The organism is Streptomyces sp. NPDC002057, from assembly GCF_040296665.1.
In the GTDB taxonomy this organism is placed as follows: Bacteria; Actinomycetota; Actinomycetes; order Streptomycetales; family Streptomycetaceae; genus Streptomyces.
The window spans coordinates 21,581-39,707 of the sequence record NZ_JBEOXR010000029.1 but is presented as its reverse complement, the minus strand read 5'-3'; the positions used below and the strand labels follow the sequence as shown (position 1 = coordinate 39,707).

Below are 18,127 nucleotides of genomic sequence, written 5' to 3'. Positions count from 1 at the left end.
CGGGCACGTCGGGCGGCTCCACCGGTCCCGGCCCGTCCGGTGGCTCCGGCGGTCCGGGTCCGTCCGGTGCTGCCGCCGGTCCGGGTCCGTCCGGTGGCTATGGCGTGTCCGGCGGCGCCCCGGATCCTTCCGCCGTGCCCGGCGACTGGGACGGCGGCTGGCGGCGTGCCGCACCGCCGCTCCTGACCCTCTCCCGCGCGCCCCTGGGCGTGAGCGACGGTCTCGCCTTCCGCTCCGGCCTCGCCGCCTGGCAGAACCCGTCCTTCGACAGCGGCATGGGCCACGCCCTGCTGCCCACGGCCCCGACCGGGCTGGTGCACGGGGCGACCCGCCCGGCCACGCCCCGCACCACCGACTCCGGCGGGGGGCCACTGCTGCTGCGCGCGGTCCGCGCGGGCGGGACTCCCGAGCCCCTGCACGCCCCTGCCGCCCCGACCGCCCCGGACTCCGGCACGGCGGCCCGTCCGTCGTCCGGTGGGCGCGGCACGGCGGCCTCCTCGTCGTCCGGTGGTACGCGCGGCACCGCCGTTCCCTCCGGAGGCCGGAGCGCGGGCGGTCGTCCGCCGAGCCGCGACCTGTCCGTCACGACGTCCCCGGCGGTGCTCTCCGCACCGGAGCCGGCCGCCGTCCAACGGGCCGCCGCCTCCGCCGACGGGGGCCGCGCCTCGGCCACGGCCCCTGTCCCACTGGTCCGACGCGTCGCGGTGGTCCCCGTGGCCCCGCGCACCCGCGGGGCGTCCGCCCCCCGGCCCGCGACGGGCCCGGCACGGACGACCGCGACGGAGACGGGCGCGGCGCGGGAGGCCTCGCCCCGGGTGAGCGGCGAGGCCCGGGGGAGCACGGCACGGCAGGGCGCCGCGTCGAGCGGGTCGCCGGTCGCGCCCGGCGGTGGCCGGCCGGAACCCTCGTCCCCGCCCGTCGTCCGGCCCCGACCGGTCGGGGCCCGGCTGACGGTCGCCCGCCGTGTGCCGGGGGGCGCCCGCCCGGTGCCCGCGCTCCGGCCCGCCGCCCCGGCGGCATCCCGCCAGGACAGTACGGCGGCGGCCACGGACGCTCCGTCAGCCACCGCTCCCGAGCGCGCCGAACCGACCGGGACCGCGGCCCCCGACCCGGCCGCGCCGAGCCCCGCCGTCCAGCGCACCGCCGCCCGGACGGTCCTGGGCGCCCCCCTGACCGAACTGCCGTCGACCGCCGGCACCACCCTGGCGACCGGCACCCCTTCCCCCGCGCCGGGTGGGGGAGCAACGGGCCCGGGACTCCCCATCGTCCAGCGACAGGCCGAGGGCACCACCCCGGACACGTCCCGCGTCTCCGCCTCCGACCCGGTGTCCCCGCGCCGTTCGGGCGCGCGGGCGCGCGGCGGCCTGGGCGCGCCCCTGTCCGCGATCCCGCCCAGCGCGACCCCGCCCGCCGGTTCCACGGCTCCCGGCGCCCGCCCCGGCCGCCAGGCGCCCGGCCCCGGTGTCCAGCGCGCCCCGGCCCCGCCCGCCGGGGAACGGCCCTCGCCCGCCGCGCCCCGCCCGGACGCCTCCGCACCCGAGGCTCCGCTGCTGGGGGCCACCGACGTGCAGCGCCGCATCACGGACCACCCGGCGCCCCCGAGCGCCGAGCGCACGGACCGCACGCCGGGCGGCGCCCCCGTCGTGCGTACTCCGGGCTCCGCCGCGCCGCCCTCCGGGGGTGCTCCGCAACCCGCCGCGGGCCGCGAGGCCGTACGACCTCACACGGCTCCCGGCGGCTCCGGCTCCACCGCCTCCGTTCCGGTCGTCGTGGCCCGCGCCGCGTCCGGACCGGGTACGACTGCCCCCGGCGCGGCGCACGGACCCGGCGGCGACCGGGCGGGCACGGCCGGGCCGTCGCCCACCCCGGGACCCGCGAGCACCACGGGATCGAAGCCGACCACGGGATCGAAGCCGGCCACCGGATCGAAGCCGACCACGGGATCGAAGCCGACCGCCGGGCGTCAGGCGGGCCCCGGTCCGAAAGCGGGCACCGCCGCGCGGACGGCCGCCGGACCGTCGGGGACCCTCCGGGCATCCGACACTCCCGGGACCAGTCCGCGCCCCACCTCCGGCTCCGCGTCCCGGGCCGGGACCGGCGGCGGGCGCCCGGCGTTCGTCCCGTACCTCGGGAGCCCGGCGAACGGGCCCGTTCCGGTGGCGCGGCGTGCCCTCGGGCTGCTCCCGGCCCGCCCCCTCACGCTCAGCACCGGGGCCGCCGAGGGACTGGCCCCGTCCGCCGCGTCCCGCGCGGTCAGTGGCCCTCCCGTGGTGGCGGCGCGCTGGAACACGGCGCGGGACGCCCCGGGCGGGCCCGCCCACGCGTCGCCCCCCGGCGGCGGCGGCGCCTCGGCACCCGTACAGCGGGCCGCGTCGGCATCCGTACCGGGAGTCCCGGCGTCCCCCGTCCAGCGGGCCGCGTCGGCGCCCGTACGGGGAGCCGGAGCCGCGTCCGTACAGCGAGCCGCGTCGCCCTCTCGGGGTCTCCCGGCGTCCGGCGCCGTACCTCCCCCGTCCACCCGCCCGGACGCGCCGGGGCCCTTCGCCGTGCCGACCGTCCAGCGCGCCGCCACCGCCCCCGGGTCATGGCACGCCGACGGGGGAGCGGCGGCGGGCGCGCCGGCCGTCCGGGCACGGGTCCCGGTCGTCAGGCTCGCTCCTCCGGGCGGAGGCGCGTCCGCCACCCCGGCCCGCTCCCTCCCGGTCGCGCCTCCGCAGGCTCCTCCCGTGGCGCACGGCCCGTCCGCTCCGGGGACGCCCGCGCCCGGCGCGCCCGTCCCCGTGGTGCGGCCCCGCAGCCTGCCTGCCGCGGCCCCTTCGTCGGGTGGCGGTACGGCGCCCCGGATCCAGCGCGCCGTACCGGACACCGGCAGGAGCGTGTCCGCCACCCCGGCCGTCCCCGTGAAGGAGGTCCCCGCGCGCGGGAAGCAGGCGTCGTCCTCCGCACCGGCCGCCACCGGCCGGGGCACGGGCCGGAACACCGGGCGCGACGCCGAGCCGCCGCAGGACCCCGGTCTCGACCTGGACGACCTCGCGCGACGGCTGCTCGACCCGATGGCCCGCCTGCTGCGCACCGAACTGCGGCGCGGCCGGGAGCGCTCGGGCCGCCCCTTCGACGGACGCCGCTGAGCGCACGGCACGGAACGGATGACGGATCAATGACGGACAACATCTTCGCGAGCAGCGTGTTCTTCCGGCTCGCGATCGGCGGCAACGACCTGGGCGCCTTCCACACCTGCTCCGGCATGGGCGCCGAAGTGGAGATGGAGAGCTACGCGGAGGGCGGCAACAACGGCTTCACCTGGCAGCTGCCCGGCCGCGTGAGCTGGTCGAACATCACCCTGACGCGGCCGGTCACCGCGGACACCGCGAAGATCGCCCGCTGGCTCGACGAGACGCTGAAGCGTGTGGAGCCCAAGGACGGCGAGATCGTCGCCCTCCGGCCCGACCTGACCCGGATCATCAGCTGGCAGGTCTTCGGGATCGTCCCGGTGCGCTGGCAGGGCCCGTCCTTCGACCCCAGCAGTTCGCAGGCGGCGATCGAGACCCTGGAGATCGCCCACGAGGGACTCCGCCCCTCCTGACGTCCCCACCCGCCACCCGCCACCCGCCGGTCGTCCGTCGTCCGGCACCCCCTCAGTTCCCCTGGTTCCCCGGAAAGGACCCCCGTCATGTCCCCAGCGTCCCGAGCCAGTCGGGCCAGGGCCCAGCTCACGCTGAAGGAGCCTCCGGCGTCCGTCGGCGCCAAGCCCGGCGGGACGCTGGCACGGCTGAACCTCCAGTTCAACCCCTCCACCCTGGAACTGAGCAAGACCACCGAGTGGCGGCGCTCCCCGTCCCGGATGGCGGAGGAGTCCTCCCTGCCCGAGTTCGTCGGCAGCGGCCCGCGCGAGCTCAGCCTCGAAGTGTTCCTGGACGCCACCGCCACCCACGACAACTCCGTGGAGCAGGCGGTGGAGAAGCTGATGAAGGCGTGCGTGCCGACCAAGGCCAGCCTGGCGCGCAAGAAGCCCGCCAGCCCCTGGGTCCGGTTCGAGTGGGGCAGCGCGCGCACCACGTCGTTCGACGGCGTGCTCTCCAACCTGTCCGTGTCGTACACGCTGTTCGACGTGGACGGAAAGCCGCTGCGCGCCACCTGCCGCCTCTCCATCGAGGAGGCGAGCGTCGGCCCCGGCGGACAGAACCCGACGTCCGGCTCGCGCACCGGACGCAGCACGCACGTCGTCGTGGCCGGCGACAGCCTGGCCCTGCTGGCCTGGCGGGAGTACGGCGACGCGACGGCCTGGCGGGTCATCGCGGAGGCCAACGACATCGACGACCCGATGGCGCTCGTGCCCGGCACCGAACTCGTCGTACCGGCGCTGACCGACGCGGGCGCCGAGGAGGAGCGGTGACCGGCGGGGAGCGCGAGGGCCGGTCGTTCGCCGCGGACCCGATCGTCGAGACGCCCGGCGAGCTGCCGCCGGTCTGGGCGGCCCAGCTGGTGAGCTGCGTGATCGACGAGAACGTGGGGCTGCCGGACGCGGCGGTGCTCACCTACCGCGACCCCGACCACGAGTTCCTGCGCAAGACCGGCATCACCATCGGCACCCCGCTCCGGGTCTCCGTGGTCACCGTGACCGGGCAGGCCCGTGAGCGGCTGTTCAACGGCGAGGTGACGGCCCTGGAGGCGGACCGGGACCGCACCGGTTCGTTCACCGTGCTCCGCGCCTACTCCAAGGCGCACCGGCTCCAGCGCGGCCGGAGGGTGGTGGCGTACCGGAACATGACGGCGGCGGCCATCGTCCGCAAGGTGGCCGCCGGTGCCGGCCTGGCCTGCGGCACCGTCGAGGCCGCGCCCGTCACCTACCAGCAGCTGTCCCAGGCGAACGTCTCCGACTGGGAGTTCCTCCAGTACCTGGCCGCCGAGAGCGGCGCGCTGGTGCGCGTCGACGACAAGGGACTGCTCCAGTTCACCAAGCCCCGGAAGGCGTCCGGGGCGCCTTCGCCGACCACCTCGGCCGCCCGCGATCCGCTCGTCCTGGAGTACGGGCGCAACCTGCTCGCACTACGCGCCTCCCTGTCGACGGCGGACGGGGCGCAGCAGGTGGAGGTGCGCGGCTGGGACGTCACCACCAAGCGGCCGCTGGTGGCCCGGCAGCCCTCGGTCGACAGCGACACGGTCGTGCCGGGCCTGAGCCCGGCGCTCGCCGCCCGGTTCGGCAAGGCGTCCAAGCTCACCGTCACCGACACCCCGTACCGCACCCAGGCCGAGACGAAGGCGGTCGCGGACGCGGTCGCCGGGCAGGTCAGCGCCGGCTTCGGCGAGCTGGAGGCGCTGGTCGAGGGCAATCCGCTGCTGCGCGCGGGCAAGCCCGTGGCGCTCGGGAACGTCGGAGGGGCGTTCTCCGGCAAGTACACGGCCACCGCCGTGCAGCACGTCCTCGAACCGCACGGCGGTTACCGCACGACGGTGTGGGTGAGCGCCAGCCCCGACCGCTCCCTGACCGGACTGGTCACCGGCGCCAACGCGCCCTCCCGGGGGCCGCGCATGCCGGGCCTGGCGATCGGCGTGGTGACGGACGTCCGCGAGACCGGCGGCGGCGAGAGCGGTTCGGTGCGGCTGCGGTTCCCCTGGCTGGACGACACCTACGTCACCGACTGGGTCCGTACGGTGCAGTGGGGCGGCAAGGGCGGCGGCGGTGTGGTGAGCCCCGAGGTCAACGACGAGGTCCTCGTCGGCTTCGAACAGGGCCTGCTCGACAGCCCGTACGTCATCGGCGGGCTCTACAACGGCGTGGACAAGCCCTCGCCGCATGACGTGCCCCTGATCGACAAGACCACCGGCAAGGTCAACCGCCGTTCCCTCGTGTCCCGTTCCGGCCACCGGGTGGAGCTGCTCGACGCGCGGGCGCCGGGCCGCTCCGGAGTGCGGCTGATGTCCGCCGACGAACGCCTGGAGGTCTTCCTCGACGACCGCCGGGACCGGATCGAGCTGACCGTGTACCAGGGGAGGAGCCGGCAGGTGCTCAGCTCCGTCGTGCTCGACAAGAAGGGCATCACCGTGGACGCGGGACGCGGCGACGTGAACGTGTCGGGCCGCAACGTCGCCATCAACGGCCGGGTCGGGGTGAAGATCGGCGGCCGCACGGTGGACGTCTCCGGCGCCACCGGCGTCACCGTCGACGGAGGCCTGCTCGCCACCCTCAAGGCCAAGCTCATCCGCATCAACTGACCCTCCGCAGACAGCTCGTGAAAGGAGCTCCGCATGCCCGCCGCCGCCCGTACCGGCGACCCCACCAACCACGGCGGGGTCGTCGCCACCCCGCCGCCCGCCGTCGCGAGGGCGGTGGCGACCGTGCTCATCGGCGGCCGTCCCGCCGCCGTCACCGGCAGCCTGCACACCTGCGTGGTGCCGCCGCACGCCGCCACCGGACCGGCCAACGTGATCCTGCCGAACCCGGCCGGGCTCGCCGGCCGGCAGGTCCTCATCGGCGGTCTCCCGGCCGCGCGCGCCCGCGACAAGACGGCCTGCGGCGCGATGATCCTCACCGGGGCGCCCAACGTGCTGATCGGGGGCGTGTGATGGCGAGCCTCCCGGAGCAGCGCCGCCGCGCCGCCGCTTACGGGTCCCCGGAGGACACGGGGCTCACCGCCGCGTACGGGTCCCCGGTGGGCACGGGGCGCGCCGCCGCGTACGGGTCCCCGGTGGGCACGGGGCGCGCCGCCGCGCACAGCTCCCCGGAGGACGGCCGATGAGCGAACGGTTCATCGGCCGGGGCTGGGGATTCCCCCTGCGCGTCGGGCCGACCGGAGGCATCGCCCTCGTCGAACGGGAGCGGGAGATCGAGGAGGCCATCCGCCTGGTCCTCGGCACCGCGCCCGGCGAGCGCCCCATGCGCCCCGAGTTCGGCTGCGGCATCCACGAGTACGTCTTCGCCCCCGGCGACGGTGCCACCGCCGGCCGCGTCGCGCGGCAGGTGCGGGAGGCGCTGGAGCGATGGGAGCCGCGGATCACCGTGGACGACGTGGTCGTCGCCTTCGACGCGGTCGAGGACGGCACCCTCTACATCGACGTGCACTACACCCTGCGTTCCACCAACGACCGGCGCAACCTGGTCTTTCCCTTCTACACGATCCCCTCCGAGGAGGGGGCCGAGGAAGCGGGCGCTGACTGATGGCCCTGCCCTCCCCGAACCTGGACGACCGGCGGTTCCAGCAGCTCGTCGACGAGGCGAAGCGGTACGTGCAGCAGCGTGCCCCGGAGTGGACCGACCACAACGTGTCCGACCCGGGCGTCACCCTGATCGAGACGTTCGCCTACCTCGTGGACCAGGTGCTGTACCGGCTCAACAGGGTGCCGGACAAGAACTACCACGCCTTCCTCGACCTGCTCGGCATCCGGCTGTTCCCGCCGACGGCCGCGGCCGCCGACGTCGACTTCTGGCTGTCCGCCCCGCAGCCCGACACTGTCACGCTGCCGCCCGGCACCGAGGTGACCACCGCCGGCGGCGAGACCGACGACGCCGTGGTCTTCGCCACCACCGGTGAACTGCGCATCCTGCCCAGCGAGCTGACGCGCCTGGTGACCGCGTGGCGGAGCAGCGAGCAGCACGACAGGACCGGCATGCTCGCCGACGGCCTCGACATCCCCTGCTTCCAGTCCACGCCGGAACCCGGCGACGCGCTGCTCTTCGGGCTGCCCACGGCCGTCCCCCGCTGCATCGTCGCCGTACGCCTCGACAGCCGCGTCGAGGGCGTCGGCGTCGACCCGCGCCAGCCTCCGCTCGTGTGGGAGGCGTGGAACGGCGGCGGCTGGGAGCCCTGCGAGACCGGCGACGACACCACCGGCGGCCTCAACCGGCCCGGTGAGGTCGTCGTGCACGTGCCCGCCGGACACGTCGCGTCCGTGATCGGCGGGACCCGGGCCGGGTGGCTGCGCTGCCGGGTCACCGAGCCGGAACCGGGCCAGCCGTTCTACTCCGAGTCCCCGACGGTCCGCGAGGCGGAGGTCTTCACCGTCGGCGGCACCATCTCCGCCGAGCACGCCGAGACGGTCACCGACGTGCCGCTCGGCACCTCCGAGGGCGTCGCCGGACAGACCTTCCGGCTCGGCCGGCCGCCCGTCCTCCTCGACGCCGGACCGCCCGTGGTGGAGGTGTCCTCCGAGGAGGGCTGGCAGCGCTGGGAGGTCGTCGAGCACTTCGGCCGCTCCCGTCCCGCCGAACGGCACGTCCGGTTGGACGCCACCACCGGCGAGTTCGCGTTCCCCCCGGCCCTGCGGGAGCCGGACGGCACCCTGCGGCAGTGCGGTGCCGTCCCGCCCAAGGGCGAGCGGATCCGGGTCGCCCGCTACCGCACCGGCGGCGGCCCCGCGGGCAACGTCGCCCGCGGCGCGATCTCCGTCCTGCTCAGCTCCGTCCCGTACGTCGCCCGGGTCGGCAACCGGGAGGCGGCGCGCGGCGGGGTCGCGGGCGAGAGCGTGCACAACGCCCGGCTGCGCGCCCCCGAGGCGCTGCGCATGCAGGACCGCGCGGTGACCGCCGAGGACTACGAGATCATCAGCCGCCAGGCAGCGCCCTCGGTGCGCCGGGTGCGCTGCCTGCCGGCCGCCGACACGGCGGGCGCGGTCCGGGTCCTGGTGGTGCCGGACGCCGTCGCCGACGAGGGCGACGACCGGCTCCGCTTCGAACAGCTCATCCCCGGCGAGCAGGTCCTCTCGGCGATCACCGCGAGTCTCGACGAACGGCGCCTGATCGGCACCCGCCTCGTGGTGGAGCCGCCGGTCTACCAGGGCGTCACCGTCGTCGCCCGCCTGTCCGCCGCCCCGGGCGACACGGACGCGGTCCGCACGGCCGCCCTGGACGCCCTGTTCCGGCACTTCAACCCGCTGACCGGCGGTCCGGACGGCACCGGATGGCCGTTCGGACGACCCGTCCAGTACGGCGAGGTCTTCGGCGTCCTGCAGCGCGCCACGGGCGACGCGCTGGTCGAGGAGATCCGGCTCTTCCCCGCCGACCCGGTCACCGGCCGGCGCGGCGCCCCGGCGGACCGCATCGACGTCGGTCCCGGCGCCCTGGTCTTCTCCTACCAGCACCAGGTGGTCGTGTCCCCCCGGGAAGCGGAGGCACGATGAGCCGCGCCGCGATCCCCGGGCTGCCCAGCCGGCACCCCATCGGGGAGCAACTGCCCGCCCTCTACGCCGACGACGACCTCGCGCAGCGCCTCACCGCCGGTCTCGACACCGTCCTCGCCCCGGTCTTCTCCACCCTCGACAACCTGCCCTCCTACCTCGATCCCCGGCTGGCGCCGCCGGACTTCCTGGTGTGGCTGGCGTCCTGGGTCGGCGCCGCCGACGATCCGCGCCGACCCATGGAACTGCGCCGCGAGACCGTCGCGCGCGCGGTGGAGCTGCACCGGTGGCGCGGTACGAAGCGGGGACTGGCCGAGGCCCTGCGGCTCGCCCTGGACGTGCGCACCGAGATCGTCGGCGACGGCGGCGCGGTCTGGTCGGACGTCGCGGGCTCGGACCTCCCGCCGGAGCCCGAAGCCGAACTGCTCGTACGGGTCGTTCCCGAGGGCGCGCGGGCCGGGCGGGTGGACGTGGACCGGGTCCACGAGGTCGTACGGGCGATGTGCCCGGTCCACGTGGCGTTCCGGGTGGAGGTCCTCACCGGCCCGCCCGCCGAGGAAGGGAACTGACGCATGCGCGCGTGTCCTGCGTGCGGGGCCGCCAACGACCCCGCCGACGACTTCTGCGGCAACTGCGGCGCGTACCTGGGCTGGTCGAACGAGCCCGCGCGCCCCACGACGAGGGGCGGGGCGGAGCCGGACGAAGACGCCGCACCGCCGGGCGGGACGGCGTCGTCCGGGGGAGCGGGCGAAGCCGGTTCCTCCCCGTCCCGGGAGGCCCCGGTGACCGCGCCCGCGCCGACGGGTACGACCCGCACCCGCGAGCCGGGGAACGCGGGAGGGGCCGACGGCGCGGGCCCGGCCGTCCGGGGCGGCACCCCGGCGGCCGCGGACTCCCCGGGCGCACCGCCCGCCGCGCCGGACGGCGGGACTCCCGACCGCGCGGGGGCCGGGACGCGGAGGTCCGGCGCCGAGGGGGACGACGGCACCCGGGGGGCGGGCGCCGCGCCGACGAGCCCCCAGGCACCGCATGCCTCCGCACCGCCTGCCTCCGCACCGGACGTCGCAGCTCCGGACCTCCCGGCTCCGCGCCTACCGGCTCCGGACATCCCGGAACCGGAGACCCCGGCGTCCGTCACCGAGTCGGCCCGTGCCCGGGTGGTCAGGACCCGGGCGGCCCTCACCCAGGTGGCCCGGAACCGGATCACCCGGGGCAGGGCGGCCGAGACCCCGGACGAGGGAACCCCGGACGCCCCCGCCCAGGACGCCTCGCCCTCCGGCCCCGAAGACCCCGCACGCCCCACCGGCCCGGCTCCGACGCCCGGCCCGGCTCCGGCGCCTGGCCCGGCTCCGACGCCTGGCCCGGCTCCGGCGTCCGGCCCGGCTCCGGCGCCCGAGGCGGCTCCCCCATCCGGCCCGGCACGTACGCCCGACCCTGCCCCGGCTGCCGACCCGGGGACGCGACCCGGCTCGGACACGGGCTCCGGTCCGGCGACGGCCCCCCGTCGGCCGAGCGCTCCTGCCGTGCCGCCCAGGCGCCCCTCCTCCCCGATCGGCCCGCGCACGCCCGTCGGCCCCGCGCCCGCCGGCGACCCGATCCTGCCCGTGCTCCCGGCGAAGGCCGTGGCCCCGCGTCCGGTCGTGCGCCCGGCGGCGGTGGAGGACGAGGGGAGCGGGCTCGCCTGCCCGGCCTGCGGGGCGGCCAACCGGCCGGACCGGCGCTTCTGCCGTCGCTGCGCAGCGGAGCTGCGACCCGCGCCGAAGGCGGCGCCGTTGCCGTGGTGGCGTACCGTGTGGCCGTTCCGGCGCCGGGCGCGGGCGGGTTCGGGGAAGGGCACACGCTTCGTCGTGATCCTCCTGGTCGTGCTCGCGCTGTGCGCCGCCGGGTTCTTCCTGATGCCCGCGGGCCGGGCCCTGATCGAGGACACCCGGGACAAGCTGGGCAAGGCCACGGCCATCACGCCCGAGAGGACCGAGGGGAGCGGCGAGCTTCCGGGGCACCCCGTGACGAACACCACGGACGGCATCAACAACAAGTACTGGGCGGCCCCCGGAGCGGGTGCCTCGGTGACGTACACGTTCCGCAAGCCGTTCCGGATGGTCGACCTGATCATCACCAACGGCGCGTCCAAGTCCCCCGAGGCGTACGCCCGTCAGGGACGAGCCCTGCAGATGGACATGGAGGTGACGGCGGCGGACGGCACGCGTCAGGTCAAGGAACTCACCCTGAGCGACAAGGCGGGCCCGCAGACGATCCAGACCAGGATCAGCGACGTGAAGACGGTCCGGCTGACGCTCCGTTCACCCGTCGGCCTGGCCCCGGGAAGCCATCTCGCACTGGCGGAGGTGGAGTTCTTCCGGAGGAGCTGAGACGACGTCGCACCGTCCGTAGGCGTCGGGGCGGCGTACCGGCACGGCGCGGGGGAGAGGGCGTCCGGCGGCGGACCCGACTCAGGTGCCTGACGCGTGGGCTGCGGGCCTGTTGGCTGCCACCACCTCTTCCCCGTCTCCGTCGTGACGTTCCGTGACGCTGGGTGAGGTGTCCGATGCGTGTCTGGTCGACCCCGTGGTCGAGGAAGTGCCCATCTGCCGCATCGTCAGGCAGGTCGGCATCCGGTCAGCATGAGTCCTTGAGCATCCCGAGACGGTCGCCCCAACAGGCGCCCCTGAAGGGAGGAAACCCCCATGGGAAGCCTCCCCGCCCAGGGCGGAGCGACGTTCCTCACAAACATCGAACGGGTGTGTCGGTGTAGGCTCGGCGCCGCCCTTGACCTGCACAAAGCAGGCAGGGAGCCGTCTCAGAGGAGTCCACAGTGCTGCGCACTCTGTTCAAGTCCAAGATCCACCGGGCGACCGTGACCCAGGCGGACCTGCACTACGTCGGTTCGGTCACCGTCGACGCGGAGCTGATGGAGGCGGCCGACCTCCTTCCAGGGGAGCTGGTGCACATCGTCGACATCGACAACGGCGCCCGCCTGGAGACCTATGTCATCGAGGGCGAGCGCGGGTCCGGTGTCATCGGCATCAACGGTGCCGCCGCCCATCTGGTGCACCCCGGGGACCTCGTGATCCTCATCAGTTACGCGCAGGTCGAGGACGCCGAGGCCCGGACGTTCGTGCCGCGCGTCGTGCACGTCGACGGTGACAACCGCATCGTGGAGCTGGGGACGGACGCGTCCGCGCCCGTCCCGGGCAGCGACACGGTGCGCGGCCCGCACGCCGTACCCGCGACGGCGTAGGGAGCCGTGCCCGTGGCGGCGCCCGGACCCTGAGCGACCCGAGCAGAGGGAGACGCGCCGCATGGCAGAGCCGAGGATCCGTGACGACCGGGCGAACGGACGCCTGGAGGCGTTCGAGGGCGACACCCCCATCGGTGTCGTCGTCTACTTCGTCCTCGACGAGGCGCCCCACGCGCTGGTGGCGGTGCACACGGTCGTCGAGGACGGCCACGAGGGGAAGGGCGTCGCCGGAGCGCTCGTGCGCGAGTTCTACCGGATCGCCGCCGCCGAGGGCGTACCCGTCGTGCCGCTCTGCCCGTACGCCGCGAGGTGGGCCGAACGCCACCCGGACGAGGCCCCGGCCGCCCCGTCCGAGGTGGTCGACGCGGCGAAGCGCCGGCTGAGGGCCACGCCCGGTCTGTGGTGAGCCCGGGGGAGGGGCTTTGGACTCCCCTCCCCCTCTCCCGCGTACACGACCGGGGGCGGGGTACCCGAAGAGCGGGGTTCGGCGGGCGGGACAGGGTCCGGCGCGCCACCCTGGAGAAGGACGAACCCGTCGACCGAGAGGTCCGTGATGACCCAGCCCTACCCCGATCCCGTGCCCCCCTCGCCCATCCCGCCGCCGGTTCCCTCGCCGCCGCCGGTCCCCCCGCCCAACCCGGTGCCCGCGCCCCCGAGTCCCGAACCGGGGCCGCCGCAGCCCGGCGGACCCGTTCCGGAACCCGAGCCTCAGCCCCAGCCGGGCCCCGCCGGCCGCGGCCGGGAGTCAACCCAGAGGTGACGTAAGAGGGTTGGGCTTTCGCGAATCCCTTGTCACGGAGCGTGCGCCACCCCTAACTTGGACGGCTGCTGCTGTGTTCAAGGGGGGCCCATGGCCGTACGCGGACGTCACCGCCGCCACCAGCCGAGCCGGATCAACCGTGCCTCGCTGACCGTCACCGCGGGAGGCGCCGGAATGGCGCTGCCGCTGATCGGCGCGGGCGCCGTGCAGGCCGCCTCGCTCGATGTCTGGGAGAAGGTCGCCGCCTGCGAGTCGACCTCCACCTGGCACATCAACACCGGGAACGGCTACTTCGGCGGCCTGCAGTTCAGCCAGTCCACCTGGGAGCAGTACGGCGGGACGCACTACGCGCCGCGCGCCGACCTCGCCTCCAAGGACCAGCAGATCGCCATCGCCGAGCGGGTCCTGAAGGGCCAGGGGCCCGGCGCCTGGCCCTCCTGCGGGCCCCGGGCGGGTCTCGCCCGGGGCGGGGACGCGCCGGACGTCACCCCCGCCGCCAAGGCGGCGAAGCCGTCCGGCGGCGGGAACGCGGTCAGGACCGCCTCGTTGCCCGGCCAGCGTGCGCTGGCCGAGAAGAAGCCCGCCAGGAACGTCGGCCCCACCGCCGTGCCCACCGTCCGCGAGATGTACACGGTGACGCCCGGCGACTCGCTGTCGAAGATCGCGCGGGAGGAGCGGGTCCAGGGCGGCTGGAAGGGTCTGTACGAGACGAACCGGCCCGTCGTGGGCGACGACCCCGACCTCATCCACCCCGGCCAGCGGCTGACCCTGCGCATCGCCGCGCCGAAGAAGGCGGACGAGGCGAAGGCGACCGTGCCGTCGAAGGTCGCCCCGCCGGCGAAGGCGACCCCGCCGAAGTCCTCCGCGCAGGCCGCCGTTCCCCGGACCCGGCCCGCCGCGCACCCGTCGGCGAAGCCGACCACGAAGCCCACGGCCCGCCCGACCGCCCGGCCCGAGTCGCGGCCGAGCGGGAAGCCGAGCACCGGGCCGCAGTCGAGGCCGACGGCCAAGCCGCAGTCGAAGCCGGTCGCCAGGCCCGAGTCGAGGCCGACCACCAAGCCGCAGACCGGTTCCCAGCCCAAGCCGCAGACCAAGCCCAAGCCGCGACCGGTCTCCTCGGAGGTCCGCTTCTCCGCCCCCGTCTCGGCGGACATCGGCACCCGCTACGGCACCCGCGGCTCCTCCTGGTCCAGCGGCTACCACACCGGCGTCGACTTCCCCGTGCCCACCGGGACCTCGGTCAAGGCCGTCGCCGGGGGCCGGATCGTCTCCGCCGGGTGGGGCGGCGCGTACGGCTACCAGATCGTCCTCCGCCACGACGACGGCCGGTACAGCCAGTACGCGCACCTCTCCGCGCTCTCCGTCCGTGAGGGCCAGCGGGTCAGCGCCGGTCAGCGCATCGGGCGCTCAGGATCGACCGGCAACAGCTCGGGACCGCACCTCCACTTCGAGGTGCGAACGGGTCCCGGGTACGGGTCCGACATCGACCCCCTGGCCTACCTCAGGGCGCGCGGCGTCTCCGTCTGACGCCGATGGTCCCGGCCCGGACTCCGGCTCACGCACGGGGTCCGACGCCGCCGGCGCGCCGGCCGGGACCGACATCCGGTCGAGCGTGAGCTGCACCAGGCCGCCCGCGGCGACCGCGCCGCAGATCAGGGCGGCGACGGTGCCCGCCGTGCCGTACCGGAAGCTCTCGCCGAACAGGGTCAGGCCCACGGCGGCGGCGACCACCGGGTTGACCACCGTGACCGTGGCCAGCGGGGCGGCGAGTCCCGCACCCCGGTACGAGGCCTGCGACAGGAGCAGGCCGGTCACGGCGAGCGCCGAGAGCACCAGCAGCCCGGTCCACTCGGCGAGCGGCGCGTCGGGCGTCCACTCCTCGGCCACCGCCTTCGTGAAGACCGAGGCGATGCCGAAGGAGACACCCGCCGCCGCGGCGAGCACCACGCTGCGCAGCACGGACCGGCCCACCAGGTGCGCGGCCGTGAAAAGGACGCCCACCAGACCGAAGGTGCAGGCCGTGAGGAGCCAGCGGTCCCCGTCGGCCAGGGACCGGCCCTCGGAGCCGCTCGTGAGGCTGAGCAGCCCCGCCAGGCCCACCGTGGCCATCAGCGCGCCGCGCCAGGCCCGGTGGCCGGCCCTGCGGCCGACGAAGAGCGCCGCCATGGGCAGCGCGAACACGATCGTGAGGGCACCCAGCGGCTGGACCAGGCTGAGCGGGCCGTACGCGAGGGCCGCGACGTGCAGGGTCGCGCCGACGCCGTTGAGCAGGACGGAACCCCACCAGGCCGGGCTGCGCAGCGGCGCGTAGCGCGGACCGGCGGCGGAGGCCGCGACCCGCTCCTGCACGATCGCCGCGGCCGCGTAGGCGACCGCCGAGACCAGGGCCAGGAGAACGGACAGCAGGAGGGGACTCATACCTTCCACGATCTCTCTTCCCGGCCGATCGCGTCGTCGTACCAGGGGACGTCTTCGCGGCTACACCCTCCGCAGTACGTCGCCTCCGCGTACGCCCTGAGATGTACACCCGCGCAGGTCGGAACGGGTGCAAAGCGACTTTTTCGAGTGGCCGGGGAGGGGTTCGAAAGAGGCCGATACGGTAGGCGGAGGACATCGGAAGATTCCGGAAGTCGCCGGAGGAGACCGAGCGGGACGAGCGGTTCAGGGGGATGTACGGGTGGATCTCGTCGAGAGCGGTCGGGTCGGCGGATTCTTCGCCCTGCGCACCTCGGAGCCGGAGACCGGGGGAGCGCACCGTCCGCTCGCGCGCCTGTACGCGGGGGAGGACGGCCCCCTCCACGCGCGCGTGGACCGGGTCGCCACCCGGCTCGGCGCCCCCGAGCGGCGCGTCGGGGCCTCCGTCGCCCACCTCGGGCTCGCGGCCCGGCTCTGGTCGACGGCCCTCGGCCCGGCCGCCCTCCACGGCCGTTTCCCCGCCCTCGACCCCGCCGAGCTGTACTGGGACGGGGCGCTGACCTCCCCCGACGACCTGTGGTGGGCCGGTTCCGAGACCCGCCCCGCGACCGTGGAGGCGCTCCGCGCGGCCGTCCAGGAGGCCCACCTCGTGCCGCTCCACGCGGCGCTGCGCCGCGACGGCCGGATCTCCCCGCGCCTGCTCTGGGGCAACGCGGGCTCCGCCCTCGCCGGGGCCCTGCGCGAGCTGAGCCGCTGGGCGCACGCCCACGGCCGCCCGGAGGCGGCCGAACGGGCCGCCGTCCTGGTCTCCGGACTGCTCGACCACCCCGACCTCGCCGGCACGGTCCGCGGTCCCCGGCTGCGGCGCGCCAGCTGCTGCCTCTACTACCGCTGCCCCGGCGCGGGGCTCTGCGGCGACTGTGTCTTCGACCACGCCCCCCGAACGGGTTTGGATACGCGGCCGTCCGCTCCGTAAAGTTGCCCTTTCGAAAGCCCACGAACGGCGACCCGCCCACGAACGGCGACGTACGAGCGAACGAGGAACCCGAAGGCCATGACGGTGACCGAAGAAACCCAGGACTACGGGCCGGGCGTCGACCCCGAGCGCCTGGCCGTCTGCCTCGCCGTCCTCGACGAGCTCGACAAGCTGGACGTGGACCACCCCGACGCGATCCGCGTCCGGCGCGCCACCGCCGGGATCTACCGGACGGTGAAGCAGCGCCGCCGCCAGGAGCGCCGCGCCTCCAAGACGGCCAACGACAAGGCCGTCACCGAGGCCACCGCCACCGGCTCCGCGCAGCGCATCGACGACGAGACCGAGGGCATCCTGCCCTCCTCCGTCACCGAGGAGGGCCGGATCGCCGGGATACTCCAGCGCCCCCGCTCCTGCTACGTCTGCAAGGCGCGGTTCGTCGAGGTCGACTACTTCTACCACCAGCTCTGCCAGAAGTGCGCCGCCGAGAACCGGGCCAAGCGCGAGGCCCGCGCCGACCTCACCGGCAAGCGCGCCCTGCTCACCGGCGGCCGGGCCAAGATCGGCATGTACATCGCGCTGCGGCTGCTGCGCGACGGCGCCCACACCACCATCACGACCCGCTTCCCCAAGGACGCCATCCGCCGCTTCAAGGCGATGGACGACTCGGCGGAGTGGATGCACCGTCTGGAGGTCGTCGGCATCGACCTGCGCGACCCGGCCCAGGCCGTCGCCCTCGCCGACCAGGTGAGCGAGGCGGGTCCGCTCGACATCCTCATCAACAACGCGACGCAGACCGTGCGCCGGCTGCCGTCCGCGTACGCCGCCCTGGTCGACGGCGAGAGCGCGCCGCTGCCGGCCGGTGAGCTTCCGGCCCACCACGTCATCGGTGCCTTCAACTCCGGCGCGGTCGGTGAGCTCGGCTCCGCCGCCGCGCTGCCCGCCGGCGTGAGCGACCTCGACGCCCAGCAGGTCGCCGACCTCGCCCTCGTCGCGGGCAACGCCAGCATCGCCCGGCACCTCGACGGCACCGCCATCGACGCGGGCGGCCTGGTGCCGGACGTCGTCGAATCCAACACCTGGGTGCAGAGCATCGAGCAGATCTCCCCGGTGGAGCTCCTCGAGACGCAGCTGTGCAACTACACGGCGCCGTTCATCCTGATCAGCAAGTTGCGACCGGTGATGGCCGAGGCCGCGAAGAAGGCCGCCAGCGGCCGTTCCTACGTCGTCAACGTCTCCGCGATGGAGGGCGTCTTCAGTCGCGGCTACAAGGGCGCCGGGCACCCGAACACCAACGCGGCCAAGGCCGCCATGAACATGGTGACGCGGACCAGCGGCCAGGAGATGTTCACGACCGACGGCATCCTGATGACCTCCGTCGACACCGGCTGGATCACCGACGAGCGTCCCCACTTCGACAAGCTGCGCCTCGCCGAGGCCGGCTTCCACGCCCCGCTCGACCTGGTCGACGGCGCGGCCCGCGTCTACGACCCGATCGTGCGCGGCGAGGAGGGCGAGGACCTCTACGGCTGCTTCCTGAAGGACTACGCCCCCGCCAACTGGTAGGAGCTGATTTCGGCCGTCCTGACAAGAGCGCCCCACCGGCCCGGTGGGGCGCTTTTTCGGCTGC

The 18,127-nt window shown here is 75.4% G+C and carries 15 protein-coding genes and 1 pseudogene; 15 read left to right on the top strand and 1 reads right to left on the bottom strand.

What is annotated here, in order from left to right:
- Positions 1–134 precede the first annotated feature (134 nt).
- The 13 genes and pseudogenes from ABT129_RS22315 to ABT129_RS22255 all read left to right on the top strand — a co-directional run bounded on the left by ABT129_RS22315 (position 135) and on the right by ABT129_RS22255 (position 14,636).
- On the top strand, positions 135–3,128 hold the full coding sequence (locus ABT129_RS22315) for a hypothetical protein (protein WP_351904225.1): 2,994 nt from the start codon (positions 135–137) through the stop codon (positions 3,126–3,128).
- A gap of 29 nt (positions 3,129–3,157) precedes the next feature.
- Positions 3,158–3,583, top strand: a complete 426-nt coding sequence (locus ABT129_RS22310) for a phage tail protein (protein WP_351904222.1) — start codon at positions 3,158–3,160, stop codon at positions 3,581–3,583.
- A gap of 87 nt (positions 3,584–3,670) precedes the next feature.
- Positions 3,671–4,393 (top strand): CIS tube protein, encoded by a 723-nt coding sequence (locus ABT129_RS22305; RefSeq protein WP_351904219.1) that lies wholly within the window; start codon positions 3,671–3,673, stop codon positions 4,391–4,393.
- Entirely contained in the window at positions 4,390–6,213 is a 1,824-nt protein-coding gene (locus ABT129_RS22300; protein WP_351904216.1) for a VgrG-related protein, read from the top strand. Before ABT129_RS22305 ends, ABT129_RS22300 begins: the two co-directional genes overlap by 4 nt.
- A gap of 33 nt (positions 6,214–6,246) precedes the next feature.
- Entirely contained in the window at positions 6,247–6,564 is a 318-nt protein-coding gene (locus tag ABT129_RS22295; protein ID WP_351904213.1) for a PAAR domain-containing protein, read from the top strand.
- Positions 6,564–6,737: a hypothetical protein gene (locus ABT129_RS22290; protein ID WP_351904210.1), complete on the top strand. Its 174-nt coding sequence runs from the start codon at positions 6,564–6,566 to the stop codon at positions 6,735–6,737. Before ABT129_RS22295 ends, ABT129_RS22290 begins: the two co-directional genes overlap by 1 nt.
- The gene (locus ABT129_RS22285; protein WP_329857180.1) at positions 6,734–7,156 is read left to right on the top strand and encodes a GPW/gp25 family protein; all 423 of its coding nucleotides are present in this window, start codon (positions 6,734–6,736) and stop codon (positions 7,154–7,156) included. Before ABT129_RS22290 ends, ABT129_RS22285 begins: the two co-directional genes overlap by 4 nt.
- Positions 7,156–9,114 (top strand): putative baseplate assembly protein, encoded by a 1,959-nt coding sequence (locus ABT129_RS22280; RefSeq protein ID WP_351904206.1) that lies wholly within the window; start codon positions 7,156–7,158, stop codon positions 9,112–9,114. Before ABT129_RS22285 ends, ABT129_RS22280 begins: the two co-directional genes overlap by 1 nt.
- Complete coding sequence (locus tag ABT129_RS22275; protein ID WP_351904203.1) at positions 9,111–9,680, top strand: phage tail protein; 570 nt, start codon at positions 9,111–9,113, stop codon at positions 9,678–9,680. Before ABT129_RS22280 ends, ABT129_RS22275 begins: the two co-directional genes overlap by 4 nt.
- A 954-nt stretch (positions 9,681–10,634) precedes the next feature.
- A complete protein-coding gene (locus ABT129_RS22270) occupies positions 10,635–11,480 on the top strand; it encodes an NADase-type glycan-binding domain-containing protein (protein WP_351904200.1) in 846 nt (281 codons plus the stop codon).
- A 443-nt stretch (positions 11,481–11,923) separates the two neighbouring features.
- A complete protein-coding gene (panD, locus tag ABT129_RS22265; RefSeq protein ID WP_351904197.1) occupies positions 11,924–12,349 on the top strand; it encodes an aspartate 1-decarboxylase in 426 nt (141 codons plus the stop codon).
- Positions 12,350–12,362: 13 nt separating this feature from the next.
- A pseudogene (locus tag ABT129_RS22260) lies at positions 12,363–12,755 on the top strand (GNAT family N-acetyltransferase); the annotation flags it as partial.
- A 444-nt stretch (positions 12,756–13,199) separates the two neighbouring features.
- A complete protein-coding gene (locus ABT129_RS22255) occupies positions 13,200–14,636 on the top strand; it encodes a transglycosylase family protein (protein WP_351904191.1) in 1,437 nt (478 codons plus the stop codon).
- Here ABT129_RS22255 and ABT129_RS22250 read toward each other — a convergent pair.
- On the bottom strand, positions 14,517–15,527 hold the full coding sequence (locus ABT129_RS22250; protein WP_351904188.1) for a DMT family transporter: 1,011 nt from the start codon (positions 15,525–15,527) through the stop codon (positions 14,517–14,519). The two genes, ABT129_RS22255 and ABT129_RS22250, sit on opposite strands and share 120 nt — an antisense overlap.
- Before the next feature lie 259 nt (positions 15,528–15,786).
- On the opposite strand from ABT129_RS22250, the gene ABT129_RS22245 reads away from it, so the two are divergent.
- Together ABT129_RS22245 and ABT129_RS22240 are read left to right on the top strand one after the other, a co-directional pair.
- The gene (locus ABT129_RS22245) at positions 15,787–16,500 is read left to right on the top strand and encodes a (2Fe-2S)-binding protein (protein ID WP_351904185.1); all 714 of its coding nucleotides are present in this window, start codon (positions 15,787–15,789) and stop codon (positions 16,498–16,500) included.
- A gap of 78 nt (positions 16,501–16,578) precedes the next feature.
- A complete protein-coding gene (locus tag ABT129_RS22240) occupies positions 16,579–18,063 on the top strand; it encodes an SDR family NAD(P)-dependent oxidoreductase (RefSeq protein ID WP_351904182.1) in 1,485 nt (494 codons plus the stop codon).
- Positions 18,064–18,127: the final 64 nt, after the last annotated feature.

Coding starts and splice junctions, on each gene's coding strand:
- ABT129_RS22240 (WP_351904182.1), top strand. CDS start 16,579: ATGACGGTGACCGAAGAAACCCAGGACTACGGGCCGGGCGTCGACCCC.
- ABT129_RS22275 (WP_351904203.1), top strand. CDS start 9,111: ATGAGCCGCGCCGCGATCCCCGGGCTGCCCAGCCGGCACCCCATCGGG.
- ABT129_RS22310 (WP_351904222.1), top strand. CDS start 3,158: ATGACGGACAACATCTTCGCGAGCAGCGTGTTCTTCCGGCTCGCGATC.
- ABT129_RS22280 (WP_351904206.1), top strand. CDS start 7,156: ATGGCCCTGCCCTCCCCGAACCTGGACGACCGGCGGTTCCAGCAGCTC.
- ABT129_RS22285 (WP_329857180.1), top strand. CDS start 6,734: ATGAGCGAACGGTTCATCGGCCGGGGCTGGGGATTCCCCCTGCGCGTC.
- ABT129_RS22290 (WP_351904210.1), top strand. CDS start 6,564: ATGGCGAGCCTCCCGGAGCAGCGCCGCCGCGCCGCCGCTTACGGGTCC.
- ABT129_RS22305 (WP_351904219.1), top strand. CDS start 3,671: ATGTCCCCAGCGTCCCGAGCCAGTCGGGCCAGGGCCCAGCTCACGCTG.
- ABT129_RS22250 (WP_351904188.1), bottom strand. CDS start 15,527: ATGAGTCCCCTCCTGCTGTCCGTTCTCCTGGCCCTGGTCTCGGCGGTC.
- ABT129_RS22255 (WP_351904191.1), top strand. CDS start 13,200: ATGGCCGTACGCGGACGTCACCGCCGCCACCAGCCGAGCCGGATCAAC.
- ABT129_RS22295 (WP_351904213.1), top strand. CDS start 6,247: ATGCCCGCCGCCGCCCGTACCGGCGACCCCACCAACCACGGCGGGGTC.